The sequence below is a fragment of the Exiguobacterium aurantiacum genome (assembly GCF_024362205.1).
Taxonomy (GTDB): domain Bacteria; phylum Bacillota; class Bacilli; order Exiguobacteriales; family Exiguobacteriaceae; genus Exiguobacterium; species Exiguobacterium aurantiacum_B.
The window spans coordinates 1,901,928-1,927,414 of record NZ_CP101462.1; the positions used below are offsets into that span (position 1 = coordinate 1,901,928).

31 protein-coding genes are annotated in these 25,487 nt (G+C 53.4%); 3 read left to right on the forward strand and 28 right to left on the reverse strand.

Annotation, left to right across the window (positions count from 1 at the left end):
* Positions 1–16: 16 nt before the first annotated feature.
* The 21 genes from NMQ00_RS09860 to NMQ00_RS09960 form a co-directional block, all read right to left on the reverse strand.
* On the reverse strand, positions 17–562 hold the full coding sequence (locus NMQ00_RS09860) for a DivIVA domain-containing protein (protein ID WP_255176558.1): 546 nt from the start codon (positions 560–562) through the stop codon (positions 17–19).
* Between the two features lie 18 nt (positions 563–580).
* The gene (locus NMQ00_RS09865; protein WP_021067052.1) at positions 581–1,351 is read right to left on the reverse strand and encodes a YlmH family RNA-binding protein; all 771 of its coding nucleotides are present in this window, start codon (positions 1,349–1,351) and stop codon (positions 581–583) included.
* Positions 1,352–1,624 carry a YggT family protein gene (locus NMQ00_RS09870; protein WP_021067051.1) on the reverse strand — a complete coding sequence of 91 codons (273 nt, stop codon included), beginning with the start codon at positions 1,622–1,624 and terminating at the stop codon, positions 1,352–1,354.
* Between the two features lie 4 nt (positions 1,625–1,628).
* Positions 1,629–2,096 (reverse strand): cell division protein SepF, encoded by a 468-nt coding sequence (locus tag NMQ00_RS09875; RefSeq protein ID WP_255176559.1) that lies wholly within the window; start codon positions 2,094–2,096, stop codon positions 1,629–1,631.
* 23 nt (positions 2,097–2,119) lie between these two features.
* On the reverse strand, positions 2,120–2,773 hold the full coding sequence (locus NMQ00_RS09880) for a YggS family pyridoxal phosphate-dependent enzyme (protein ID WP_255176560.1): 654 nt from the start codon (positions 2,771–2,773) through the stop codon (positions 2,120–2,122).
* Positions 2,770–3,531, reverse strand: coding sequence for a peptidoglycan editing factor PgeF (gene pgeF / locus NMQ00_RS09885; RefSeq protein WP_255176561.1), 762 nt, complete (start codon positions 3,529–3,531; stop codon positions 2,770–2,772). The genes NMQ00_RS09880 and pgeF overlap by 4 nt, the downstream gene beginning before the upstream one ends.
* A gap of 55 nt (positions 3,532–3,586) precedes the next feature.
* A complete protein-coding gene (gene ftsZ, locus NMQ00_RS09890) occupies positions 3,587–4,732 on the reverse strand; it encodes a cell division protein FtsZ (RefSeq protein ID WP_255176562.1) in 1,146 nt (381 codons plus the stop codon).
* Between the two features lie 48 nt (positions 4,733–4,780).
* Entirely contained in the window at positions 4,781–6,058 is a 1,278-nt protein-coding gene (ftsA, locus tag NMQ00_RS09895) for a cell division protein FtsA (RefSeq protein WP_255178708.1), read from the reverse strand.
* A gap of 245 nt (positions 6,059–6,303) precedes the next feature.
* Positions 6,304–7,074 (reverse strand): cell division protein FtsQ/DivIB, encoded by a 771-nt coding sequence (locus NMQ00_RS09900; RefSeq protein ID WP_255176563.1) that lies wholly within the window; start codon positions 7,072–7,074, stop codon positions 6,304–6,306.
* A gap of 13 nt (positions 7,075–7,087) precedes the next feature.
* A complete protein-coding gene (gene murG / locus NMQ00_RS09905; RefSeq protein WP_255176564.1) occupies positions 7,088–8,164 on the reverse strand; it encodes an undecaprenyldiphospho-muramoylpentapeptide beta-N-acetylglucosaminyltransferase in 1,077 nt (358 codons plus the stop codon).
* The gene (murD, locus tag NMQ00_RS09910) at positions 8,161–9,498 is read right to left on the reverse strand and encodes a UDP-N-acetylmuramoyl-L-alanine--D-glutamate ligase (RefSeq protein WP_255176565.1); all 1,338 of its coding nucleotides are present in this window, start codon (positions 9,496–9,498) and stop codon (positions 8,161–8,163) included. The genes murG and murD overlap by 4 nt, the downstream gene beginning before the upstream one ends.
* A gap of 15 nt (positions 9,499–9,513) precedes the next feature.
* Positions 9,514–10,473 (reverse strand): phospho-N-acetylmuramoyl-pentapeptide-transferase, encoded by a 960-nt coding sequence (mraY, locus tag NMQ00_RS09915; protein ID WP_021067042.1) that lies wholly within the window; start codon positions 10,471–10,473, stop codon positions 9,514–9,516.
* Between the two features lie 21 nt (positions 10,474–10,494).
* Positions 10,495–11,802: a UDP-N-acetylmuramoyl-tripeptide--D-alanyl-D-alanine ligase gene (locus NMQ00_RS09920; RefSeq protein ID WP_255176566.1), complete on the reverse strand. Its 1,308-nt coding sequence runs from the start codon at positions 11,800–11,802 to the stop codon at positions 10,495–10,497.
* A 58-nt stretch (positions 11,803–11,860) separates the two neighbouring features.
* Positions 11,861–13,969, reverse strand: a complete 2,109-nt coding sequence (locus NMQ00_RS09925; RefSeq protein WP_255176567.1) for a penicillin-binding protein — start codon at positions 13,967–13,969, stop codon at positions 11,861–11,863.
* 38 nt (positions 13,970–14,007) lie between these two features.
* Positions 14,008–14,370 carry a cell division protein FtsL gene (gene ftsL / locus NMQ00_RS09930; protein WP_235420168.1) on the reverse strand — a complete coding sequence of 121 codons (363 nt, stop codon included), beginning with the start codon at positions 14,368–14,370 and terminating at the stop codon, positions 14,008–14,010.
* A 23-nt stretch (positions 14,371–14,393) separates the two neighbouring features.
* A complete protein-coding gene (gene rsmH / locus NMQ00_RS09935) occupies positions 14,394–15,326 on the reverse strand; it encodes a 16S rRNA (cytosine(1402)-N(4))-methyltransferase RsmH (protein ID WP_255176568.1) in 933 nt (310 codons plus the stop codon).
* A 168-nt stretch (positions 15,327–15,494) separates the two neighbouring features.
* Entirely contained in the window at positions 15,495–17,051 is a 1,557-nt protein-coding gene (bshC, locus tag NMQ00_RS09940; protein WP_255176569.1) for a bacillithiol biosynthesis cysteine-adding enzyme BshC, read from the reverse strand.
* Between the two features lie 24 nt (positions 17,052–17,075).
* Positions 17,076–17,435 carry a DUF3397 domain-containing protein gene (locus NMQ00_RS09945; RefSeq protein WP_255176570.1) on the reverse strand — a complete coding sequence of 120 codons (360 nt, stop codon included), beginning with the start codon at positions 17,433–17,435 and terminating at the stop codon, positions 17,076–17,078.
* Positions 17,429–18,268 carry a 2-dehydropantoate 2-reductase gene (locus NMQ00_RS09950; protein ID WP_255176571.1) on the reverse strand — a complete coding sequence of 280 codons (840 nt, stop codon included), beginning with the start codon at positions 18,266–18,268 and terminating at the stop codon, positions 17,429–17,431. Before NMQ00_RS09950 ends, NMQ00_RS09945 begins: the two co-directional genes overlap by 7 nt.
* A 107-nt stretch (positions 18,269–18,375) precedes the next feature.
* Positions 18,376–18,549, reverse strand: a complete 174-nt coding sequence (gene rpmF, locus NMQ00_RS09955) for a 50S ribosomal protein L32 (protein ID WP_081338944.1) — start codon at positions 18,547–18,549, stop codon at positions 18,376–18,378.
* A 22-nt stretch (positions 18,550–18,571) separates the two neighbouring features.
* Positions 18,572–19,099, reverse strand: coding sequence for a YceD family protein (locus NMQ00_RS09960; protein WP_255176572.1), 528 nt, complete (start codon positions 19,097–19,099; stop codon positions 18,572–18,574).
* 157 nt (positions 19,100–19,256) lie between these two features.
* Between NMQ00_RS09960 and NMQ00_RS09965 the strand changes: the two genes are divergently transcribed.
* Positions 19,257–20,387, forward strand: coding sequence for a tRNA(Met) cytidine acetate ligase (locus NMQ00_RS09965; protein WP_255176573.1), 1,131 nt, complete (start codon positions 19,257–19,259; stop codon positions 20,385–20,387).
* On the opposite strand, the gene NMQ00_RS09970 is transcribed toward NMQ00_RS09965, so the two are convergent.
* Genes NMQ00_RS09970 through NMQ00_RS09990 form a run of 5 tightly spaced genes read right to left on the reverse strand, consistent with a single transcriptional unit; the run spans position 20,366 to position 23,198 of the window.
* The gene (locus NMQ00_RS09970) at positions 20,366–21,358 is read right to left on the reverse strand and encodes a SepM family pheromone-processing serine protease (protein ID WP_255176574.1); all 993 of its coding nucleotides are present in this window, start codon (positions 21,356–21,358) and stop codon (positions 20,366–20,368) included. The genes NMQ00_RS09965 and NMQ00_RS09970 overlap by 22 nt on opposite strands.
* Entirely contained in the window at positions 21,355–21,852 is a 498-nt protein-coding gene (gene coaD, locus NMQ00_RS09975) for a pantetheine-phosphate adenylyltransferase (RefSeq protein ID WP_131433779.1), read from the reverse strand. The genes NMQ00_RS09970 and coaD overlap by 4 nt, the downstream gene beginning before the upstream one ends.
* Before the next feature lie 4 nt (positions 21,853–21,856).
* A complete protein-coding gene (gene rsmD, locus NMQ00_RS09980; protein ID WP_255176575.1) occupies positions 21,857–22,423 on the reverse strand; it encodes a 16S rRNA (guanine(966)-N(2))-methyltransferase RsmD in 567 nt (188 codons plus the stop codon).
* Between the two features lie 54 nt (positions 22,424–22,477).
* Positions 22,478–22,741 carry a DUF2129 domain-containing protein gene (locus NMQ00_RS09985; RefSeq protein ID WP_255176576.1) on the reverse strand — a complete coding sequence of 88 codons (264 nt, stop codon included), beginning with the start codon at positions 22,739–22,741 and terminating at the stop codon, positions 22,478–22,480.
* Entirely contained in the window at positions 22,725–23,198 is a 474-nt protein-coding gene (locus NMQ00_RS09990) for a YlbF/YmcA family competence regulator (RefSeq protein ID WP_255176577.1), read from the reverse strand. The genes NMQ00_RS09985 and NMQ00_RS09990 overlap by 17 nt, the downstream gene beginning before the upstream one ends.
* A 109-nt stretch (positions 23,199–23,307) precedes the next feature.
* Here NMQ00_RS09990 and NMQ00_RS09995 point away from each other — a divergent pair, with 109 nt between their 5' ends.
* Together NMQ00_RS09995 and NMQ00_RS10000 are read left to right on the forward strand one after the other, a co-directional pair.
* Positions 23,308–24,063, forward strand: coding sequence for an ATP-grasp domain-containing protein (locus NMQ00_RS09995; RefSeq protein WP_255176578.1), 756 nt, complete (start codon positions 23,308–23,310; stop codon positions 24,061–24,063).
* A 103-nt stretch (positions 24,064–24,166) separates the two neighbouring features.
* Positions 24,167–24,529 (forward strand): YugN family protein, encoded by a 363-nt coding sequence (locus NMQ00_RS10000; protein ID WP_021067026.1) that lies wholly within the window; start codon positions 24,167–24,169, stop codon positions 24,527–24,529.
* 57 nt (positions 24,530–24,586) lie between these two features.
* On the opposite strand, the gene NMQ00_RS10005 is transcribed toward NMQ00_RS10000, so the two are convergent.
* Entirely contained in the window at positions 24,587–25,078 is a 492-nt protein-coding gene (locus NMQ00_RS10005) for a cysteine hydrolase family protein (protein ID WP_255176579.1), read from the reverse strand.
* Between the two features lie 133 nt (positions 25,079–25,211).
* A complete protein-coding gene (locus tag NMQ00_RS10010; RefSeq protein ID WP_255176580.1) occupies positions 25,212–25,484 on the reverse strand; it encodes a hypothetical protein in 273 nt (90 codons plus the stop codon).
* Positions 25,485–25,487: the final 3 nt, after the last annotated feature.

Sequence of the window (25,487 nt, forward strand, 5' to 3'; positions counted from 1 at the left end):
ATCGACGTATTGTGTATTATCCGTGATGTTTGGTTGGTATGACTTCGTCGTCATTATACGCAAGTTCGGTCTTATCGTCAAGAACCGTCTGGACCGGCGGCTCCCCGACAATCGTGTCCCATTCGGTGCTGTTCAACAGCTCCATCTGTGCATCGACGAGGACGCGGAACCGGGTCCGGTACAACTCGACTTTCTTGAGCATTTGAATGACTTCACGCTCGGCGAGCTGCTCTTTGCGTGACGCTTCTTCCTCACGGGCGAGCGCCTCGCGTTCGGCTTGCTTCAAAATGAGACTCGCTTCCTTGGCCGCGTTCGTCTTCACTTCTTCTGCTGCCTCTTGGGCGACGATAATCGATTTGTTCAACGTGTCTTCCATCGAGGAGAAGTAGTCAATGCGGGCTTGCATATCGTTGACGAGTTCTTCGTACCTTCTATTCTCACGAATCAATAGTTCAAATTCTTTGATGATTTGATCTAAAAATTCATTGACCTCATCGATATCGTACCCGCGAAAACGAGTCGAGAACTCTTTATTATGAATATCAATCGGTGTCAACGCCATTCGACTTTCCTCCTAAGTTCAACGTATGATGCCATACTGGATTTTTATTTTCTCACGCTTTGTCGAGCCGAGAATCGCCGTCAGTTTGACACGGCCATACCCACGGATCGAGACCAAATCGTCTGGTTCAAGGATGAAGCTCGGATCATCAATCGGTTTATGGTTCACTTTACAGTCTCCATGTTTGACGAGCGCCTGTGCTTTTTGCCGGGATAACCCGAGCACTTCGCTGACGACCGTGTCAAACCGGAGTGACGAGACGATACCGAACTCATCGCTCCATTTGACTTCCGGTACGACGAGCACAGCTTCCGGCGCCACTTCAGAGATGCGAATCCGGGCCTTGCCGACCCGATCGACGTTCATCTCGATGAAGCCGGCCGCGTCACGTGTCGTGGCGAACTGGGCGATGCCATCGTCGAGGACGACGTCGCCAAACTTTTGCCGCTTCAACCCGGCGTTCAAGAGCGTCCCCGTCACTTGACGGTGCGTCAATTCGACGAACTTGGTCGGATAGTCGATTTGACGAATCGCAATCTCAAAGTCATTCGGGTCGAGCTCATAATAATCCGGAGCCAGGATGAGACGACGCCGTTCCGCGCCGACAAATCCGCCATCCTCGTAAATCGCGAGCTGCTTTCCGACGAGTTGCCGGACGATTTGTTGCTCGCGTGGATCTAAAAAGTCCGTCACTTTCAACATATAGTTGTCCTCGACTTGTTGAACCCAATCGAGCACTTGCTCGATAAATGCCCGTTCATTCGGTCGATAATGATCGAAGACGCTCATTTAAATACCGAAAATCGCGCGCACTCCAAATTGCGCCATCCGTAGCACAAATAAAGCGACGATTGGGGAGATGTCGAGCATCCCGCCGATTGGTGGGATGATGCGACGAAACGGATTTAAAAACGGTTCGCAAAGATACGACAAGATTTGACCAAATTTTGATTCACGCGCATTTGGGAACCACGATAATAAAATATAGGCAATCAAGACCCAACTATAATATCCAAGTAATGTAACGATCGTGTTGCCTAACGCAGGTATAGCATTTTCCATTCAGTTACCACCCTTTACTATTGAGTTCGTCCTCCGAAATCAAGTTCGAGATCGACCCCGTCAACTCGATGTTGTTCGGAGTACATAGAATCGTGTTATGTCCAATCGACGTCATCGTCCCTTCTAACGCGTAGACGACACCTGACAAGAAGTTGACGACTTGACGAGACTGCTCTTTCGACATCCGTTGAAGGTTGACGATGACGGCCCGGTTTTCTTTCAACTGGTCGCTGATGTCTTGAGCTTCGGCGAATACACGCGGTTCGGCCAAGACGACTTTTGAACGTTCTTTCTTCTTCGTGTTCAACGCGACGATATTGTTTGATGTTTTCGGACGGTCCTCATTTTTGACGATTGCCTCCGTCATCGGCTGTGTCTTCGTTTCGGCGACCGCATACTCGTCTCCTTCGAACTGGTTGTTCGGATCTTCCTCGAGTCCAAAGAAGTCCTTCATTTTGTTTTTGATTGACATAACGGATTCCTCCTTAAAATATATTATTGCACAAGTACGGTTCCAATACGAACAAACGATGCGCCTTCTTCGATTGCCAACGTGTAGTCATTCGACATCCCCATTGACAGTTCGGTACACGGTGCATGCGGATAGGCATGACGCGCGACGTCATCGCGCAATCGTCTCAAGTTTCGGAACGTCTCCCGAATCACGGCCTCGTCTTCTGTGAACGGGGCCATCGTCATCAGCCCGATGATTCGAATGTGAGGATACTGTTTACAGTTCTCGATGAACGGGACGACTTCCTCTTTTTCGAGACCATGTTTTGATGCTTCGCCCGATACGTTCACTTGCACGAAACAATCAATCACGCCTTGGGCGCGCTTATCGATCTCTTCGGCGAGCGAGAGGCGGTCAAGCGAATGAATCGCTGCCACATGGTCGATAATTTGTCTTACTTTACGCGTCTGCAAGCTGCCGATGAAATGAAATTTGGCATCAGGCGGCAACTGCTCGACTTTTTCAAGCAACCCTTCCGGACGATTTTCGCCGAAGTCGCGGATGCCTTCTGCATAGAGGGCGTTCGCCACGTCGGGACCGACCGATTTCGTGACCGCGATGAGTGTCACCGGTTGCTCGGTTCGATGCGCGTCAATCATTTGTCTGACTTGATTCACATTATTGGCTATACTCACGATTTCTTCTCCTTGACGAGGACGGCCGCAAATCGACGCTTGGCATCACCGTTCCGATACGAGAAAAAGCTCCGATCGGCAACGGTCGACAAGTTCGACTGGGTCACCTCGATATTTCGTTCGGTGGCGAGCGTCTCGTTCACTCGTTGCAGTGAAAGATGGGCATGGCCCGCTCGTTCGTCCGAGACTGACGCTTCATAAGCGGCCGTCGAGACGGCTTCGACTGCGTCGAGGACACGACGATCGACCTCGTAATCCTCGGCCGTGATGGCTGGTCCGACGAACATGTCGATGGCGTCGGCCGGTACGCCGAGCGTGGCGAACGCATCCGTCATCGAGGACACGATGTTTCCAACCGTCCCTTTCCAACCCGCGTGCGCCACACCGATGACACCATGGTCTTTGGCGCAAAAGAATAACGGGACACAATCCGCGAACACAAGGGCGAGCGGTAACGAATCGGCCGTCGTGACGAGACCGTCCGTTGCCGGGATCGTTTCATCGTAACGATACGCGCCTTTACCGCGGTCGGCGTCTCCGACGATTTCGACGTTTGTCTGATGCACTTGGTCGGCCCATACCGAATCGGCGAGGTCTAGACCGGCTGCTTCGAAAAACTGCTCCCGATTGACGACGACTCGTTCCGGGTCATCCCCGACGTGGAGTCCGACGTTGCCTTCGTTGTGTCCGTCGGTCCGGGTCGTCACATAAGCGCGGAAGCGATAAGTCTCGGTTTCCCATGTATGTAACAGTCGCATATGATTCTCCTTTTTTAGAAAAAGGGGATGCCGAGAACCGGCACCCCCCTGTTGTTTAGTTACGGCGTTGTCTTACGAACGCTGGGATGTTGATCGTCTCGTCTGGGACGTCCCCGCCATAGACCGGTCTATGGAAGTTCCCTTCATCTTGTGGCGCAGCTTCTTGCGCTTTAGGTTGAGCCTCACGGTTCACTTCAGCTTCCGGTTTTTTCTTCGGTTGCTGGAGGAACGGGTTCGTCCCTTGCGCTTCTTCTGCGAATTCAGTTGCAATCACGGTAACGATGATCTCATCGTTCAAGTTTTCGTTGATGACCGAACCGAAAATCAAGTTCACTTCTTCATCAGCGGCACTTTGGACGATTTGAGCAGCTTCCGTGACTTCGAACAAGCTGAGGCTGAGTCCGCCTGTGATGTTCATCAAGACACCTTTCGCGCCTTCGATTGAAGACTCAAGAAGTGGAGATGAGATGGCTTTCTTCGCTGCCTCGACGGCACGGTTCTCGCCTGTCGCGACACCGACACCCATGAGGGCCGAGCCTTTTTCCGTCATGATCGTCTTCACGTCAGCGAAGTCGAGGTTGATGAGCCCAGGAATGGCGATCAAATCTGTGATCCCTTGGACACCTTGACGAAGCACGTTATCCGCTTCGCGGAACGCTTCGATCATCGGCGTATTGCGCTCGACGATTTCAAGCAACTTATCGTTTGGAATAACGATGAGTGTATCAACTTTTTCTTTGAACGCTTGAATCCCGTGTTGGGCGTGTTGCATCCGTTTGCGTCCTTCGAACATGAACGGTTTCGTGACGACACCGACTGTGAGCGCTCCGATTTCTTTCGAGATCTCAGCGATGACAGGTGCAGCCCCAGTCCCAGTTCCTCCGCCCATACCTGCTGTGACGAAGACCATGTCAGCGCCATCGAGCGCTTCAATCAACTGTTCACGGCTCTCTTCTGCCGCTTTTTTCCCGATATCAGGATTCGCTCCGGCACCAAGGCCGCGCGTCAATTTCGCGCCAAGTTGAAGCTTCACGTCTGCTTTTGACATGTTGAGTGCTTGCGCGTCCGTGTTGACGGCGATGAACTCGACACCTTGCACTCCGTGCTCGATCATGCGGTTAACGGCGTTTGAACCACCGCCACCGACTCCAATTACTTTAATTTTTGCTACGGCGTCAATCGCCTCATCAAAGTACATCATTTCAGGTATCCCCCTACGTAATTTCCAATTGTTAACACAACGTCAAGTTTACACGCCAAATAGTTTTTCCATTAAGCGGCCGAATCCATTTTTCGTTTCGCGTTCGTCCCGCTCCACATCCACTTCGTGGTCATGGTCGTTACCGTGCGGCATCGTTCCGTCCGGTTTCGTGACGGCCACGCGCTCTTCCGGCTTTTCAAGTCGCGACTTCGAGACGTGATGATCGCTCATAAGCACGTACTTGAGGACGCCGACCGCGGTCGCGTATTTCGGGTGTCTGACGCCAATCGACGAAGGCTGATACAGTCTCGTCGTTTGACCCATGACACGAGTCGCCAATTCTTGGATGCCAGGTAAAGCAGCGGCCCCACCGCAGAGGAGATACCCTCCACTGAGCGTCGGGACGCCTACCTTTTGCACTCTATTCAACACAAGCGTAAACATTTCCTCTATTCTTGCCTCTAAAACATAACTAATTTCTGCTTGCGGTTCGAACGTGACTTCTCCGTTAATGTTCGTGAACGAGAAGCCCTCGGATGCGTCTGCCATTTCTTCAAGGGCGAGTCCGTATTCTTCTTTCGCCACTTTGGCGTCTTGGTATTTACAATTGAGCTTGTAAACCAAGTCACGCGTCATATGATCGCCTCCGACCGGAAGGATATATGAGTAGACGAGGTCGCCCCGATAGAAGACAGAGACGGTTGTCTTTTCATGCCCGATATCGATTAATCCGATGCCAAGATCGATTTCATCGACAGATGCCGCGCTCATACCGAGTGCCAAGTTGCCGAGGACGAAGCCTTCGAGTTTCAGGCCCGCTCGTTCGATGGAGCGACGAATGCTATGTAAAATCGTCTTCGAACCAGTTACCATCTTCCCGTGCATCTCTAAACGATAGCCGAGCATTCCCCGAGGATCGACGACACCTGTCTGTTGATCGACCGTGAAGGAAGACGGAATCACATCGATGACGCTCATCTCGTCCGGCAAGCGCATGACTTGCGCCGAGTTGATGACTTCGATGACGTCTGTATCCGTGATTTCTTGGTCTTCTCGTTTGACCGACGCGATTCCGTGACATGGGGCGATTTGGATATGTTCCCCTTCGATGGCAACGTATACCGACCGAATTTGATCACCGAGTGCCGCTTCGGCATGTTCGACGGCTTGTTTGATGGCTTGAACCGTCTTATCGATGTCGACGACGGCGCCACGTTTTACTCCTGCAGACGGGGCACACCCCTCCGCCAAAATGTTAAGCGTTCCCCCGAGTAATTCACCCACGACGAGCTTAATTTCTGACGTTCCTATATCCAATGCGGCCACATAACCATTCGCTTCCAAAAGGGAAACACCTCCGCGCTTTAATTTCTGTACTTGAATTCCGTTACATTGTTACAGATATCCAAAAATATTGGTAGGTCCGGCAAGATATCTCACGTCTAAGTTTACAACAAATAAGATAGTGAGAAAAGGTAGAATCCTACAAATTAAGCGGTTTTGGGGTGTCAATTCGATTACAATCGATAAAAAAACAGCCCTTATGTGTATAAGGACTGTAAAATATCAGATTATTGTTTCGGTTTTTCATACGGGACGAAATAATATCCACCATCCATGACGACGGTTCCCCGTTGTCCTTTTGGAATGTTTTCATAGATTTCACCGTATTTGGACACAGTCTGGCTGAGCTTGAACGTTGGTGTTTGAATCGTATTGCCGTCGTTCATATAAATTTCATAACGCGTCGACTCCCCGTCTTGTTTCGAGAACACGATCTCCGACATCCGGGCCCGCATCGCATCATCGACTTGTTCGAGCTCTGTCGCGATTTTTTCGAGTTCGGCTTTGTCCGTGAACTCGCGCAAGAGCGGACCGTCCTTTAACTTCTCAGGATCGGTGATGCCACCGGTCGGGTGAAGCGAGCCATCGGCGAGTACCGCGACTTCCTCTTTCTCCGTCCGCGAATACGCGATCATCTTTTCCTCTTCGACATTGATCGTGACGATGTTATACCATGACCGATCGACGTCGACGTCTTTTACGCCTGGCACGGCGCGGAGTTCTCGTTCAATCCCGTTCGGTGACACTTGAACGATCTTCGTGGACGTATCGATGTCCGTCCCGGCGAGCACATACTCTTCTGTCAGCCAAGACAGGCCGTTCACGTTCACCGCCTTCACGTCAGATACCGACGTCTGCATATACACGACGAGTGCGATCAGCACCGCGAATAAGATCAAGATGGTCGACAAGCGTCGGTTCGCTTTTTTACGACGCTGATCTTTCATATACGGGATACGGTCTTCTAAACTACGAACGGTGTTCTGACGTGTCTCCATGTCTATTCTCCTTTTATTCGCGGACTTCTTCGACGAGGTCGGCGAGTGCTTCCGCAGCATGCGGGAACCCTAACCGTTTCGAGGCTTCTGCCATCTCATCGTGGTTTGCCAATACGTGCCGGATGGATGTGACGAGCGTCTCGCCCGTCAAGTCCCCTTCTTTGATCAGTTCGGCCGCACCGTTCTCGACGAGGGCTGACGCATTTTTTGTCTGATGGTCGGCCGTCACGTACGGGCTCGGAATCAAGATACTTGGCAAGCCAAGCGCGGTCAGCTCCGAGATTGTCGAGGCGCCGGCCCGTGACACGACAAGACTCGCACAAGCAAGCAGTTCAGGCATGTTGTAGACGTACGGCAATACATGGACGTTATCCGCTTTTGGCGCGGTGGCCACGACGTTGTCGTAGTGCACGTTCCCGGTCACGTAGAGCACGTTCACCGGTTCGGCCGCAAGCTCTGGAATGGCTTCGATGACGGCGCGATTGATCGCTTCTGCCCCGCGGCTTCCGCCGTAAATCAAGACGATCGGACGTTCATCGAGGCCAAACTCGGCTCGGACGGCCGCTTCATTCACCGTCGTCTTCAACACTTCGCTCCCGCGCGGGTTACCGATGACTCGGACGTTCGCATCGGGGAACTGTGCTTCCGAACCGGCGAACGACAAGGCGACCCGGTCGGCTTTCTTCGATAGGAACTTGTTCGTCAAACCTGGGATGCTGTTCTGCTCATGCAGAATCGTCGGAATCCCAAGTTGCTGTGCCGTAAAGACGACCGGTCCTGAGACGAAACCGCCCGTGCCAATCACGACGTCCGGACGGAACGTCTTCATCTCTTTGCGTAACGTGAGGACCGATTGGACAAACCAATACGCCGTCTTCACATTGTCGACCGATAAAGAACGTTTCAGCCCGGCAATCCGAATCGACTTGAACGGTACGCCCGCCCGTGGGACGAGGTCGGCTTCGAGACCGTTCTCGGTACCGATATACAGCACTTCAAGTTTCGGATGCCGTGCTTTGAGCGTATCGAGGAGAGCGAGTGCCGGGTAGATATGTCCGCCCGTCCCTCCACCAGAGATCATTACTTTCATCGATTGGCCTCCTCATATGCGTTCACGAGTCGGACGAAATGTTCGCCGCGCTCTTCGAACGTCTTATATTGATCCCAACTCGCACAAGCCGGCGATAGTAAGATCACGTCATCCGTCGACGACTGTTCGAACGCGAGCGGGACCGCCGCCTCGAGTGTATCGACTGCGAACGACGGGATTTGTTCGGCTTCACCTAACGACTTGAAACGGTCTGCCGTCTCGCCGTAAGCGACAATCGCTTTGACCCGCCCTAACGCCGGAACGAGTGAATTGAGATCGGCGCCACGTTCGAGTCCGCCGCACACCCAAATGATTGGGGCCTCGAATCCGTTCAGCGCCGCCTCAGCGGCGACATTGTTTGTCGCTTTCGAGTCGTTATACACACGGCGTCCGAGTACTCGCCCGAGACTTTCTGTCCGGTGGGCCACCCCGCCGAACGTTTGAAGCACGCGTTCGATATGGGCCCGCGGGATATCGAATGGTTCGACGAGCAACAAGGCCGCCAACACGTTCTCGACGTTATGGGCCCCACCAAGGGCGAGGTCCTCGACGCGGATGATCGCCTCTCCGTGAAGGGTGATCCAACCGTCTGCTACGTGCGCGTCTCCACTCTCGTAACCGAACGTCGCGGCGGGAAGACCTGCCGGGACGCGTTTCATCACTTCCGTGTCACTGCCTTTGACGACGACACGGTCTGAGGCCGTCATGTTCTGGAACAAGTTGCCTTTGGCGTCGGCATACGACTCAAAGTCACCGTGGTAGTCCAAGTGGGCCGGTGAAAGGTTCAACAGCGCCGCCGCTCGCGGATGGAACTGTTCGACCCCCATCAATTGGAAGCTCGACAGTTCGATGACGATCAAATCGTCCCGCTTCGCTTTCGATGCGACTTCGATGGCCGGGAAACCGATATTCCCTGCCACGTGGACCGGACGACTCCCCCCTTTGAGCAATTCATGAACGAGTGTCGTCGTCGTCGTTTTACCGTTCGATCCGGTGATGGCGACGAACGTCGCGTCGGTCGCCAAGTAGGCGAGTTCCACTTCCGTATAAATCGGAATCTTTCGCGCCATCGCCTCTTGCAATAACGGGATGTGATACGGAATGCCTGGATTTTTGACGATCAGCTCCGCCGTATCTAGTAGTTCGAGCGGATGGGCCCCGTAAACGCCGTTGATACCGAGCGCTTCGATTTTCATCCGTTCTTCCGTTGACGGTTCGCTCCCGGTATTGATGGTCACGTTCGCACCGACATTTCTTAAGTAAGCGGCAGCGGCGATGCCGCTCCGTGCCGCACCGAGTACGAGGACTCGTTTATCGTTCCACTGTTGTTGCATGTGCTCCACCATCCATTACATGAGTAGTAACGACAAGACTGCCGTGATCAAACTAATTCCACCGAACGTCAAGACGATACGCCATTCTGACCAACCGACCATTTCGAAATGGTGATGGATCGGGCTCATCTTAAAGATCCGTTTGCCCGTCGTCTTGAACGAGAGCACTTGCAAGATGACGCTAAGCGTCTCGATGACAAAGATGATCCCGACAAAGACGAGCAACAGCTCGAGCTTGAGCATGAGGGCGAGACCAGCGACCGCCCCACCGAGTGCGAGTGATCCCGTGTCACCCATGAAAATCTTCGCCGGGTATTTATTGAAGACGAGGAAACCGAGCAAGGCGCCGACGGCACTGAAGGCGAACCAAGCGATGCCCGCTTCGTCTTGTCCGAGCGCATAGATGCCGAAGAAAGCGAACGTCGGGATGGCCGAGAACGAGACGAGGCCATCGAGACCGTCCGTCAAGTTGACCGCGTTCGAGAAACCGACGAGCCAGAAGATGACGATGGCAACATAGAACCAGCCCGTATCAAACGCAATCGAAGTGAACGGGATTTGAATCGTCGTATCGAGTGCCCCACCGAGTGAGAGGAACCAAACGAACAGGACCGAGACGACGATTTGACCGATCAATTTCTGAAGCGACGTCAAACCGAGGTTGCGCTTGTTGACGACTTTAATATAGTCGTCGAGGAAGCCAATCACCCCGAAGGCGAGTGTCACGAACAAGAGTGTGCCGAATCCGGCGACGGCTTCACCGAAGACGACCGAGACGAGAAATCCGATGATGAGGGCGAGCAAGATGACGATTCCGCCCATCGTCGGGGTACCTGATTTCTTTTGATGCCAACCCGGACCTTCGTCACGAATTTCTTGGCCAAACTTTAAGTTACGCAGTGCCGGGATGGCCCGCGGCATGACGACCAATACGGTCAATAATGAACTGATTAAGACGATTAAACTGATTAACATGTTCGTACCTCACTACTCTCTTTATTGAACCAAGCGCTCAAGCGCCAGTCCTCGCGATGCTTTTAACAATATCACAGTCTGGGGGCGTTGATAACTGCCGAGAAGCACTTTCGCTTCCTCCACCGTCGGCACCATTGTCACGTTCACACGCGGGTCGGTGATGCCGGTCGCAATCCATTTCGCCTTGTCTCCGATGAGCACACAATCCGTGACCGGGGCCGTGATGACGTGGCCGACGCTTTCATGTTGCGTGACTTCGTCCGCTCCAAGTTCATACATATCCCCGAGGACGAGGACACGTCGCGAGAACCCTTCAAGCGTTTTTATCGTCTCGATGGCGGCAATCATCGAGGTCGGGCTGGCGTTATAGGCGTCATTGATCAAGTGGGCATCGCCGAACATCCGCTTCTCCATCCGCATCGACGTCAACTGGACCCGGTCGAGACCGCGTTGAATCGTGTCGTGTCCCAAGCCGAACTTGAGGCCGCAGGCGATCGCATAGGCAGCGTTGCGAATTTGGTGGGCGCCGAGCACTTTCAATTCATACAACTCGTTGTTGTATCGGAAAATCGAAGCGTCAAACGTCGCCTCCACGACTTCGAGTTTGCCGTCAGCGGTCGCCTCATAGCCGACACGATATCCGCCCGCTTCACTGAGGAGCGGCTCATCGGCATCGACAATCAAGACGCCGTCCGGCTTCAGACCGGCTTTAATCTCGAGCTTCGCCTTGGCGATGCCCTCGCGACCCCCGACTTGTTCGCCGTGCGACTCCCCGATGTTGGTGACGAAGGCGATATCCGGTTTAGCGAGCTTCGATAACAACTCGATTTGTCCGAACCCGTTCATCCCCATCTCGAGGACGGCGACTTCCGTATCGCGCGGCATCCTGAGCACGGTGAGCGGCAAGCCGACATCCGAGTTGAAATTGCCCGCCGTCTTGTGTGTCTTGAACGTCTCACCGAGCACGACGGCGATCATGTCTTTCGTCGACGTCTTGCCGTTCGACCCGGTGATGGCGACGACTTTCGGGTTGATCTCCGCCAAATAGCGGGCCGCCGCCTCTTGGAGCGCCTGGAGCGGCGAGGCGACTGGAATGGCGACAATCCCTTCCGGAAGCGGTCGGTCTTGTTCCCAAAACGTCACGATCGCCCCTTGTTTGACGGCAGCCTCGATGTAATCATGCCCATCGACACGCGCCCCGATGATCGGGACGAACAAGCCGTCGGCGTTGTCGTCTCGCGAGTCGGTGGCGACGCGGCGTACCTCGCGCGTATCGTCTGTCTCCATCCCGAACCAAGATGCGAGTGTTTGAATCGTCAACTGTTCCATAACCATTTCCTCCTGTGACAAAGGAAAAGAGAGCCGAGGCCCTCTTCATCCCTTTGCGTTAGTTCGACGGTGACTGGAGCTTCACTTTTAATGTCGCCCCGGTCTTGACGGGCTTGTCTTTCCCAATCGACTGGGACGTGACGAAGCCGGTACCGTCTATTTCTAAATTCAATTGGTAAAGTGTCGCTAACCGTTTCACATCACGGAGCGACCAGCCTTTCAAGACTGGCATCTTGAACGACTCATCCGTCTTCAACAGCAAGCGCTCGCCGACGACGTACGGTTGACCCTCGACCGGACTTTGCGCGATGACCGTTTCGCCACCGCCAAGTGATACCGGCGTGAATGCCGCCGCTTCGGCTGCCTTCACAGCCTCGTCACGGCCTTGTCCGACAAACGATTCCGTCGTTTTCGTCGACGCATCGATCGTCTTCGCTTGTTTGTCCGGCTCGACGCTCCGGTACCGGAGCGCGACGTCCATCACATCTTTGAACAGCGGTGCCATGATACGCGGCCCTGTCGTCGAAGAGTCACTGTTCGGTCGGTCGACAGCGATATACATGACGAGTTCAGGGTCGTCCTCCGGCGCCATGCCGACGAACGAATGGATATATTGTCCGCTCAAGTACTTCCCGTTCTCCGCGATTTGTGCGGTCCCGGTTTTCCCGATGACGCGGTAGTTGTCGAGCGCGTACAATTGCCCTGTCCCGACGTCACTGTTGACGACGCCGTCAAGCGCTTCCCGCGTCTGTTTCGCCGCCTCGGCCGTGATGGGTTGCCCGACGACTTTCGGATTCGTCGTCCGAATCGTCTCGCCTGTCTCACGATTGACGACTTTTTTAATGACGTGGGGTTGTTTCATCGTCCCATCGGTCGCGATGGCCGACGTCGCTTGCAAGATTTGCATCGGCGTGACGGCCGTCGATTGGCCCCATGCCGTGATCAAGACGTTGAGTGGGCTCTCGAAATCATATTGACTGTTGACCTCACCTGGTAAATCGACGCCGGTACGTTGGTCGAACTTGAACGCTTTGAAATAATCCTCGTAGCGGCTAAGCCCGAGCCGTTCGTTCGCCAGAATCGAGAACGCGACGTTCGACGAGTGCCAAACGCCTTCTACCATAGGAATCGTACCCCATCCGGTAATGTTGTAATCATTGAACACGGTCTTGCCATACTTATAAGAACCCGACTTGTACAGTTCATTCGGGTTATAGACACCTTCATTGATGGCGGCAGCCAACGTGAAGATTTTCATCGTCGACCCCGGCTCAAAGCGGGATGATACCGAGAAGTTGCTGTACGAGCTGATTTCACGCGTGTTCGGATCGAACGATGGACGGTCCGACAAGGCGATGATTTCGCCGGTCTTCGGGTCCATGATAATCGCCGTCGCATTCTTCGGCTTGTACTCTTGGTACAGCTCTTCCATTTTCGTATCGAGCAACTGTTGAATGCGGTGGTCGATCGTCAGTTGGACGTCCGCCCCATCTTCCGGGTCGACCTTTAATTGCTCGTCGCTCGAGACGAGTTGACGGCCGGCCAAGTCTTTCTCGAAGCGGTATAACCCGTACGATTCGCTCAAGACGTCATTGAGTGACTTTTCAATCCCAAGTTCTCCGACGAGTTCGATGCGTCCGTTCTGGTCAATCTTTTGGGCATAGCCGACGACGCTTGATGCGAACACTTTGTTCGGATAGTAGCGTTTCGGTTCTTCGACGAACGTAATGCCGGGAATCTCGAACGCTTCAATTTCTTCCTTTTGCTCGACCGTCAAATCGCGACCCGGTACACCAAACTCGATTTGCCCCCGGTCTTTGTTTTGCTCGAGCCGCTTCAAGATGTCCGCCTCCGTCATCGGAAGGACGGTCGCAAGTTGTTTCGCGGCCTCTGGGAAGGCTTCGGGCATGAGCGTCTTGTTCTTGACCCGCTCCCCGCCAAGTTTCAATACGGCCACGACGCGATACGACGGGATGTTGATGGCGATTGGTTGTCCGAAACGATCAAAGATTTCCCCACGCTCTGCTTTTAACGTACTGACCGCTTTCCAGCGCTCTTCTTCGGCGAAAGCGAGCATGTTCTTGCCCTGATATGTTTGAAAAACGGACAAGTAGAAGAACCAGCCGACAAAAAATAAAAAGAGTGGTGTGAAGCAAACGATCGCCACCCACGCCACTCTTTTTTTACTCTGTTGTAGAGAATTCATCAGTCAATCACCTTGACGTTGTTCTCATTGAATTGCATTCCGAGCTTTTCAGCAATCGCATAGATTCTCTCAGGTGAGCTTAGTTGGGCGATCTCATACTTTAATTCTTCGTTCTCTTTCGCGATCGTGTTCGTCTCTTGTGTGATCAGAGCCGTGTCGCGCATGATGTTGTACGCTTCATTATGTTTCGATACCGTGATGCCACCGAACAAGACAACTGAACAGATCATGGTCGGGTACAGGATGGATTCGAACAAAGTCAACGTACGTCGTTTCGGAGCTGGTATTGGTCGTTCTTGCGGAATCGGGTTGCGATTCGGCGAAATTTGAGGCTGCAGAGCCTTGCGAGCAGCTTCTGGCATCAGGTATCCCTCCTACGTACAGTCTATTTTTGTTTTTCTGCGACCCGAAGCTTAGCTGAACGGGCCCGGCGGTTGCCTTCGAGCTCGTCGTCCCCGGCCGCGATCGGCTTGCGCGTGATCAACTTCAGTTCGGGTTCAAACTCTTTCGGGATGACCGGCAATCCGGGCGGTAACGGCGGATGCTGGCTTCTCTCTTTGAAGACTTGCTTACAAATCCGATCTTCTAACGAGTGGAACGTGATGACACAAATCCGTCCACCGATGGCGAGCAAATCGATCGCGTCTTGGACGGCGCGGTCGAACACGTTCAATTCATCGTTGACGGCGATGCGGATCGCCTGGAACGTTCGTTTCGCAGGGTGACCGCCTTTTCGTCGTGCCGGCGCCGGGATCGCGTCTTTAATCAACTCGACGAGCTCAAACGTCGTCTCGATTGGCTTGACGGCACGGGCTTGCTCGATTTTGCGGGCAATCTGTTTCGAGAATTTCTCTTCCCCGTATGTAAAGAAGATGCGGGCAAGGTCCCCGAACGGCCATTCGTTGACGACATGGTAAGCCGATAGCTCACGCGAACGGTCCATGCGCATATCCAACGGCGCATCGTAATTGTAGCTAAAGCCACGTTCGGCCTCATCGAGCTGTGGCGAAGACACACCGAGGTCAAACAATACCCCATCGACCTGGGTGATTCCCCGTGCCAACAGTTCATCTTTCAAATGGACGAAGTTGCTTTTAATGAACGTAACCCGGTCCTCATATGGAGCCAACCGCTCACTCGCGTGCTTGAGCGCGACGTCGTCTTGGTCGAAGGCGTACAGATGGCCTGTCGTCAACCGCTTGACGATTTCTTCGCTATGACCGGCTCCTCCTAACGTACAATCGACATAAATCCCGTCTGGCTTAATATTCAATCCCTCAATGGACTCCATTTTTAAAACCGTTTCATGCTCAAACATACAAAAACCCTCTCAACCTACATTTTTCAACTATTTTATTACGTTTACTTTATCATAAAAATGTCAAGCGCCGCATAGCTTTTTATCGAAAAGAGGAAACAAAAAGGTAACAAACAAAAAAGATTCCCTGATTGCTCAGGGAACCCCCAAAAAAACATTGGTATTTTTTTACATTTTGACAAGACATCGCTCTGCCTCAGTCTGTTCGTAGGCGTCACCTAGCCGTTTGAACACATCGAGACCGTGACGATTCAAGAGCGGTACCATCGACCAGATTCGCTCTTGCGGCGCATCCATCGGTAAGAGCCGTGTCGATAGATGAATCCGTCGACTGTTCAACCGGTATTGGTCACGTTTTGCTTCGGCCCGCATTTCATCGGCGAGCCGATCGAGCACGTGGCGCGCCTTGGCATCAAATCGATGGCCTTGCTTCCCGGCTTCGCGACCGAGCGCTTCCGTGAGCGTTCGATAGGCGTAAAGGCTCTGGTCGAACGCCTCGTCATCGAACGTATGGTCCGGCAACGGGTTCGTCAAGTAATCGACGAGCGTCACGCCTTCTTGGGCGAGCTTCTTCTCATCGTTCGCCGAGACGAGGACGGCCCCGAGGCGCGGGATGAGGAGCGGCATTTTCCAATCAAAGATATGGAACAGCGGACGCAATTGGAGCCAGTAGGCGATTTCTCCGGGACCGGCGATGTAAGCGAGCGTCGGGAACAGGAAGTCTTGCATGAGTGGACGCGACACGACGTTGTTCGAGAATCGTTCCGGGTGCGCGTCGACTTGTTGGATCAGCTCGGCCTCAGTGAACCGATGACCTCGTTTCGTCGTGAACAGCCCGTCTTGTTTCGTCAACAATTCGCGCGTCCCGTCGTGATAGAACAGATGGGCCGCGTCCCGGTTCAAGTCGACGTGCGGCATGCCGTCCTCGAACGCATCCCGCAGCGCCGCGTTCAGTTGGTCGTGCTCACGAATCAACCGCTGGAATGCATCGCGCTCGAGCGCCCGCACTTCCGGCTGGTGCGGGTCAAACAGGATGAAGTCTTCCCCGACGAACCGGCGCATCATCTGCCCGAAAAACGAAGCGAACGAATGGCTCGCTTGGAGCACGGCGACGAGCTCATGATAGAGTGTCGTCGTGTATGGCGTCTCCGTCTCTGATAACAGCAGCCGCTGCAACATTTGCACGAGCTCGATTTTCAGACGATCGAATTCCAGCTCCCCAACCGACGCCTTTCCGGCGAGTGGGACCGTCGATAGCGCCTCTTTACGCAATTGTCGCGACAACGGCTGGCTCACGAACACGTGGTTGATTTCCGCATAGTCGTGATCCTCGGTCGCCATCCAAAAGATCGGGATGACCGGTTTGTTCAGTTTCGCTTCTGCCTGTTTGGCTTTTTTGATCACGGTCAACAGTTTATACACCGCGAACAATGGTCCGCCGAACACCCCGACTTGCTGTCCGGTCACCATCGTCAACGCCTCGCCTCGAGCCAAGGCATCGAGTTTTGATTCGAGCGCGGGAGACATCGGACCGTGGACGGTTTGTTGGTCTCGCATTATATTCACGAGTTCGGGCAGATGCGTGAACGAACGTCGCTTCAGTTCGTCAGCCCTCGCCTCGAGTTCGTCCATCCCTTTATAGTCCAGCCATTTCGAATAACCCGTCTCCACCTGCATCATCGGAGACGTCGGGGCGTACATGGCATCTAGCGACTCTATCCTCACGTATAACGACTTCCTTTCAAACGATTAATACATCATCTCGCGCGCGATGCCGATCGTGAACAGCACCAAGTGGGCCGGGACGAGCAACAAAAACAATAGGCGCCACCCGTGCACGAACATCTTCGAATAGACGATATCTTCATGACGCACCCGCTGCCAAATCGCGTTGGCGGGGAAGATGGCGGCACAGACTGCAAGCAGCAGCCAGAACACATCGACCCCGACAATCGCCTCGAGCAAAATCCCACACGCATAGAACCAGAGGACCACGCCGGCATCACAGACGAGTTTGAACGTATTAACCGATTTCGGCATAATTTTTCTAAGTATCATATACACCATAAACCAAATGACGAGTGGAAATGAAACGATATACACTAACACGATACGCTCGCTCCTAAAATTAATTTTTGTAGGACGGGAATGACGGTCAACGTGATACCTCGTTCGTCGGCCCGTTTCAACAGCGGCGTCAAGATGGCGTCGACCTCGGTCTGGCGCCCCGCCTCGATGTCACGCAACATCGAAGAGCGGTTATGCGCCGTCTTGGCAATGATGGTCTCGATATATGTATACGGCACGTGCCGGTCGAACAACGTCGTCAATTCTTTGTAAATCGCCGTCGCGATATCGCGGCATGGCGGCATGGCGACCGCACCGTTCTCGACACGGCAGAGCGCCGTAATCGGGTTGATGATCGCGTTCGCAAATAGTTTTTCCGTGACGACTTGCTCGATGTCCGCTTCCCAGACGACATCGAGCGGAGAGGCGGTGAATCGGATCCCCTCAACCGGCTCGAAACTCCCAATCCGAATGCGCCCGAGCCCGGTATGATGGATCCGCTTGCCGTCGCGGCTTACCCCATGTTCGACCACACCGAGGTGGAACCCTTTCGTGCGTGCATGGTCGAGATGGGCGATCCCGTTCGAACAGATGAACACGGGCACGTCTCCCGACAATCGTTCCGTCGCCGCTTCGACCTGGTGTGCTTTCGTCGTCACAAAAAACACGTCCTGCTCCGTCTCGACGAGTGTCGCCACCGGACATAGACGGACTATGGACGTCCCATCCGTGACGCCGGTACGTTCGATCGTCACGGTCGACGCCTCGTCGACACGGCCATAGAGCGTCACCGTATAGTCCGGCTCGAACAGCGAAGCCATCAGCATGCCGACGGCGCCGTTCCCGATAATCCCAATTCGTTTAATCGGCTTCATTGCCATCCCTCCACGTCTAGTCTGCACTGAAAAGTTTACCACAATCTGTTTCCACGACCCAAAAAGAAAAAAAGAAGCGACCTCCGAGGAGACCGCTTCTTTTCGCATTATTTGCTTGTTACTTCTTTACCGTTGTAATGTCCGCAAGATTTGCAAACACGGTGTGAAAGTTTCATGTCGCCACAGTTCGGGCACTCGTTCATACCAGGTACGTTGAGTTTGAAGTGAGTACGACGAAGACGTTTGCGAGTTTTCGACGTTCTACGGAATGGTACTGCCATCGTTGTCCACCTCCTTGAAAAGTTAGCCGTCCTTATCCTCTTTTTTAGAGAACAAGTCGGCGAGGCCCGCGAGGCGCGGGTCAATTTTTGGTTGGTCGTCCGGCTGCTCGTCAATGACGGACCAGCCTTCCCCTTCAACCTGAGTTTTGTCTGTTTCGTTCCCGAAGACTTGCATCGGGACGTCTAACATGATGAGCTCTCTTACGATCGGTCGCAGATCAATCGTATTTCCTTCTGGCAAATTGACATCATCGAATTGCTCCGTATAACGCCCATTCTCCAAAAAGAAAGGCTCGAGCGATTCAATATCGAATTCATAGATGACATCGTCCAACGTACGCGCATCTGGCAACGTCAGGTCACCTTGAACCTTCAAATTGAATGTAACTTGATTAGATGTGAACGACGCATCCCCGTGCACATGCACCGGGCGAATCGAACGGATATCCGGATGGAGCTGAGTAAGCTCTGGTAGTTCGACCATCTCATCGATGGCAAAACTGTCACCCTGGTTTCGTAGCTTAAGTAGCTGTGCAATAGACCACTTCATCCGAATCACCTCAATTGCAACAATATGAATTATAGATAGGCCAACTTGTTTTGTCAATGTTTTTTCTTTACACTAAAATCAGTTGACGACGGCGCTTTGCCAAAGCGTACTTATCCATCTTACACCAATCTAATCGACAATGCAAAGGAGTAATTTTATGCGAAAAACGGCCATCATCGCTGAGTACAACCCGTTCCATAACGGACATCTCCACCAGGCGGAACGTGCCCGGATTGAAACCGATGCCGACGCCGTCATCGCCGTCATGAGCGCCCAGTTCACGCAACGCGGGGAGCCGGCGGCATTCGATAAATGGAGCCGCGCGAAAGCAGCTGTTCAAACGGGCGCGATCGACCTTGTCGTCGAACTACCAACCTGTTACGGGGTGCAACGCGCCGACCGGTTCGCGAGCGCCGCGGTCAGCATTGCCGAACGTATGCGATGCCAATCGCTCTCGTTCGGGAGTGAGAGCGGCGATATCACGGCCGTGACCCGGGCCGCAGCCGCCAACATCGAAGCGACGCCGGCTTATCAGACGGCGTTAAAAGAAGCATTGGATCAAGGACGGTCCTCGGCCAAAGCCTCGAGTGAGGCGTTCGGGGCGCTCTACCCTGAGTTCGACTTGACGCTCCCGAACAATATCCTCGCCTATCACTATGCAAAAGCAGCGAAGACGATCGAGCTCCATACGATTCGCCGCCTCGGTGCGGGATATCACGACCCGAGCGTCTCAGACGTCATGTCGGCCACAGGAGTGCGCGCCCACTACTTGGAGTCAGGCATGGTCCGGGCCGTCCCTAACGCCACGAGAGCGTTGTTTCAGGACGTGTCGATGGCACATTGGTCCCTTTATTGGCCCGTCTTGCAATACAAGTTGCGGACGACCCCGAAAGAGGTACTTGAACAGCTCGTCGGCATCGACAGTTCGTTATCACCTCGTTTGATTGAAGCCGGACTCGAACCGACGTTCGAACAGGCGCTCGCTCGCCTGCTGACGAGACGCTACACTCGGACCGCCGTCCAACGCGCCCTCGTCTCCGTCCTCCTCCATTGGCGACGTGACGAGTTACCGGAACGGTTCGATGAAGTGCCTTACGTCCGCCCACTCGCGTTCAACGCGATTGGACAAGCTGTATTAAAAGGCATAAAAAAAGACGTACCGCTCATGAGCAAGTACCATCCCGACCTTGCGTTCGAGGCTCGAGTGACCGAGGCGTATCGCCTTCCTCTAGGAAATCGGTCACTCGTCGAACATAGGCAAACCCCTCAATTCATCGACTCTAAATAATCGATGGCTTCCTCGACCGTCTGGACCGGAACGACTTCAATGTCACTGTCGAGACGGTCGAGCGATTCCATCGCCTCCTCGTAGTTCGATCCCGCCGGCACGAAGAACACCGATGCCCCGGCCTCGTCCGCGGCGACGATTTTTTGCCACGCCCCGCCGATCGGTCCGACGGTCCCCATCTCATCGACCGTGCCCGTCCCAGCGATGATGGCACCGCCCGTCAAGTCGCCCGGGGTCAACTGATCAAAAATCTCGAGCGTGAACATGAGTCCGGCCGACGGTCCCCCGACGTTCGTTAGTTCGAACGAGACTTCCGGGTCCGTACGCACGTCCTGGACCGGCAGCGGCTCATAAATCCCGAGCCCGACTCGGTCCCCACTCCGATCAAGCGGTTGAATCAGCGTATCGACCTCACGCTCGCGTCCATCCCGTTCGAGCGTGACGGAGACCTCATCGCCCGCTTCAAACGATGCGACGCGTTCGATAAAGTCGAGGCGCGACGCGAACGACTGGCCATCGAGCGCGGTGATGACGTCACCGGGTTTTAAGACGTTCGCCGCAAGCGACCCGGTGATTGGGGCGGAGACGTACATCCCGTCGAACGTCACCGTCACGTCGGCATCGGCCAACTCATAGGCGTATTGAATCGCCGCCTGTTGCGACGACGACATCAACAGCTCTTGTCTGCGTTCGTAGTCCGCCTCGCTTTCCCCATCATATAAATAGCGGCTGGCCGGACTCGCCTCCGTGAATGGCGTAAACCAACTGCCGACGAGCCAAAGCGGTGTCGCCCGGCGTTGCGAGATGGTCACCATCTTCAGTTCACCCGGTTCTTTGTCTCCGCCCTCAACCGTCATGAACTCTTCGATGGTCGTCGCCTCTCCCGGATAGGTGATGTAATACGGAAGCGGTACAAACAAGAAAATCAGGATGGCCACAAGCAGACCGAAGCCGATTTTGAGCGACTTCATTGCCCTTGGCTCACTTTATATTTTTGCCGCAAGGCGTGCTCGACTTGTTCCGGGACGAGCTCAGCGACGGACGCCCCGTATTTGGCGACTTCTTTCACGATTGACGAGCTAAGGAACGAATATTGACTGTTCGTCATCATAAAGAGCGTCTCCACGTTCTCGTTCAACTTTTTATTGATCGATGCGATTTGAAGTTCATATTCAAAGTCAGAGACGGCCCGAAGGCCCCGGACGATGGTCGCCGCCTCACGCTTGGCCGCATATTCGACGAGCAAACCTCCGAACGCGTCGGCAGTGACGTTCGGCAAATGCGTCGTCACGTCACGGATGAGCGACAGCCGCTCTTCTACATTAAACAGTGGTGCCTTGCTCGAATTTTCAAGCACGGCGACGATGACTTCGTCGAAAATGGCTGCCGCCCGCTCGATGATATCTAAATGGCCATTCGTAATCGGGTCAAAGCTCCCCGGACAAATCGCGATACGTTTTGACATGTTCTCACTCCTCGGTCACCGCATACTCGTAAAAGCTGATCGTAATCACGTCCGAGTAGCGCTGCACCTTGATTTTTTCCAACTGACCGACTTGATCCGGCAACGTCACATCACTGCCATGCTCGCAGACGACGACCCCGTTGTCCGTCAACAGTCGGTTCGACTCAATAATTTGTAAAAACGGCACATGTTCTTCCGCATGGTACGGTGGGTCCATGAAAATCAGTTTAAACGGCTGACCTTTAAGGACGAGTTGATCGAGGACAGCTCGGGCGTCTTGCTGGAGCACCGTCGCTTTCGACTCGTAACGTGTCGTCTTCAAATTGTCCGTGACCGTCTGGACCGCCTTCCGTTGCTTGTCGACGAATACCGCATGGTCACACCCACGCGATAACGCCTCGATCCCTAACCCGCCGCTCCCGGCGTACAAGTCGAGCGCATCGCCCCCGGCGAAATAAGGTCCGATGATGTTGAATAACGATTCTTTTACTTTATCCGTCGTCGGTCGTGTCGCCGACCCCGGGACCGCTTTCAGTCGGGTCCCTTTCCGTTCTCCTGAAATGACTCGCATATCCGTTCTCCTTCACCACAAAAGATGAAGGCGGTACCGCCTTCATCTTTTGTGTTATTTCTGCTTCGGTTCGTACGTCTCGGCGACGAAAGGTCGTTCACTGCGGACGACCGCTTCGACGAACGGCAAGGCGCTCACTTGTTCAAGGATCGCCTCATGTCCATCGAGGTCTGTATAGAGGAAGGCATACTTCTCACGTTTCGACACGTAATACAAGTTCGCATAGCGACGCAACGCCTTCACTTGTTTCAGCGATTGGACGTAGACGACGAATCCGATTCGACCGTTCAACTCAAACGACTCAGATGGCACATCCACAGCTTCCGCCTCCTCCTCCACAGCTTCCTCCGCCTGAACAACCGCCTTCATCGAAGAACGGGTTTCCGGTCGGGACTTTGATTTTGGGAGAAACCGAGAAGGCCAACAGCTCACTCACTTCCCCAAGCAATTTATCCAAACTGCGTTCCGCTTTTTTAAACGCGGCCACTTCTGGTTGGACATCGAGACGCCGTTTGACGAGGTGCATCTCTTTTTTAATGCGATCGTGGTCGGGATGGTGCTTCCCGAACCGTTGTACGTACTCGTAATCTTCTTTCATCCGTAAGAACTCACGTTCCACGAGGCGCGCTTCTTCTGACTGGGCTCGCGCTTGTTTCGTGGCGATATATGTTTGGAACGACTCGCTCGCTTCAATCAAATCGGCTAACGACTCCGTTTGATCGAGCAGGGCAATCGTCTGTTCAGTAATAATCATGGCTTTCACCCTTTCTGCCATGATTTTAACACATTTGATTCCCTCTGTAAGCAATCGGCTTTATAATTGAACGTGACTGTCAAGCGTCCAACTAGAAAGGAAGTGAACAGGTGCGCACGTGCACCTCGCTATGAAAAAAGTCTCATTCAACATGATTCGCTCGGCCGGCATCAAAACCGACTATGCGAAACCTGAATATTATTACGACCAGCTCGATAAAGTAAGAACGGCCGACCTCGTCTTGTTCCCCGAATATTGGATGGTCAACTCGATCATCTACGGACTGAATAAACCGATTTTCCCGTCGCCGGCCACTTACCATCTGGGGCATGACAAAATCGAGATGACGCGCGCCTTTAAAGCGACATTCCCGCACCGCATCCCGAAGACACTCATCTACGGGAAGAACCCGTATACGATTGAGCGTGTCCTCGAGGAGTTTGAATATCCTTTCGTCGCCAAGACGGCTAAATCATCGATGGGACAAGGCGTCTGGCTCATCAAGCATGAGCAGGACTGGCTTGAGTACGTCGACAAGCACGACACGTTCTACGTCCAACAGTTCATCCCGAACGACCGCGACTTGCGCATCATCGTCATCGGAGAAGAAGTCGTCGGGTCGTATTGGCGTGTCAGCGAGGCGTTCTTGAACAATGTCGCTCAAGGCGCCCACTTCTCGTATGAGGATATCCCAGAGTCAGTCGTGGCCGAAGTGCTCGACATCGCGAAAACGCTTCACATCAATCACGCCGCGTTTGACGTCATCGTCGTCGAAGATGAATTTTACATTTTAGAGTTCAACGTCTTCTTCGGTTCAGAAGGGCTCATGCCGCTCGGTGTGAGACTGCCCGACAAAATCGCCCATTACCTCGACACTCGCGCTTGAGGCGTTCATCTTTTTTTCACAATTTGAACACACGTTATTCCAAGAACGTTTTCGAATATGATATGATGACATATGAGGTTTATTAGGGAAAAGGGGGATTATGATGAAATTTGAGCAGTTCCACATCGAGGGAAAAGAGATCCGCTTCGGTTTGCTCGAGACGATCATGGATCATCATCATTTCATCCGTGAAGGCGCTTGGGACTATGAGCGTGCAACGTATGACATGAAGTACGAGAAACAATCGACAGGCGAGACGTTCTACCTTCGCTTACCGGTATATGCGATCGAAGGCCAAATCGAGGACCGTCATGCGGTCGTCAAAATGTTGACACCGATTCTCGGAAAACATTACTACCCGCACGGCGTCGAGTACGACGAAGAGTTCCCGGAAGAAATCGTCCGTGATTGCGAGCGTCGTCTAGCCGCACTCGCTGAGACACTCGAAGTAAAACCCCTTGCATAAGCGAAGGGGTTTTTCTTATGGTCTCTCATGAGTCGAGATACACGTTGACCACATAGCTTACGCCGACAAATCCTCTGACCGGATGATGGCACAGCCTTTGCCCTCATAATATGCGATCATGTCGTCGATTTTCTTCAAGTCATAGCTCGTGATGCAATCCGACAGGACGCTGACCGCATAGTCTGCTTTCCGCAGATTGTAACACGTCGACTTCACACAGGCGGTCGCATCGGCGCCGGTGATATAGAACGTGTCGATGCCATGCTGTTCAATGAACGAAGCGAACGCCTCGCTCGTCAAGGCGTTGCCTTTATATTTAGTGAACACGTGATCGGACACGATTTTCAAATCTGGGGCTAATTCCGCCCCGCGCGTCCCTGTTTTGAACGTTCTCGTCCCCGCGGATAAATTCTCATGCCGGATATAGACGACAGGAAGCCCCTTGGCGACCGCCCAATCGATGGCTTTGTTGATGTTGTCGATGACGGCTCTGTAATTTTTCGTGATGTCATTTTGAATATCAATGACAATCAATGCTTGCTGTTGCATCCGATTTCCCCCTCGATGAGTCGTATATCGTGACTACTGCCTTCATCATACCAAAGTTCACGATTGGAAAATATAGACAAAGTTCATCATCAACATACAAAAAAGGGAGGCCCTCGATGGGTCCTCCCTTTTGTCATGTCGCGATGACGTTGAGCGTCACATCGACTTGTCCGAGCAACAAGTCGAACTGGTCGCGCACGTAGCGATATAAGCGTTCAGCCTCGACGAGCGAGACGGGTGCAATGATTTGATAATCGTATCGCTCTTTCGAAAGAGATACGACTTTCACTTCAGACAACCCGAATTCGATCGCACTGCAGGCGATCAAGTCCTCAATCGCCCGTTCGGCAATCGTCACATCTCCGTAGGAATAATCATTTCCGATGACAGCCATCGTATCATTCATCTT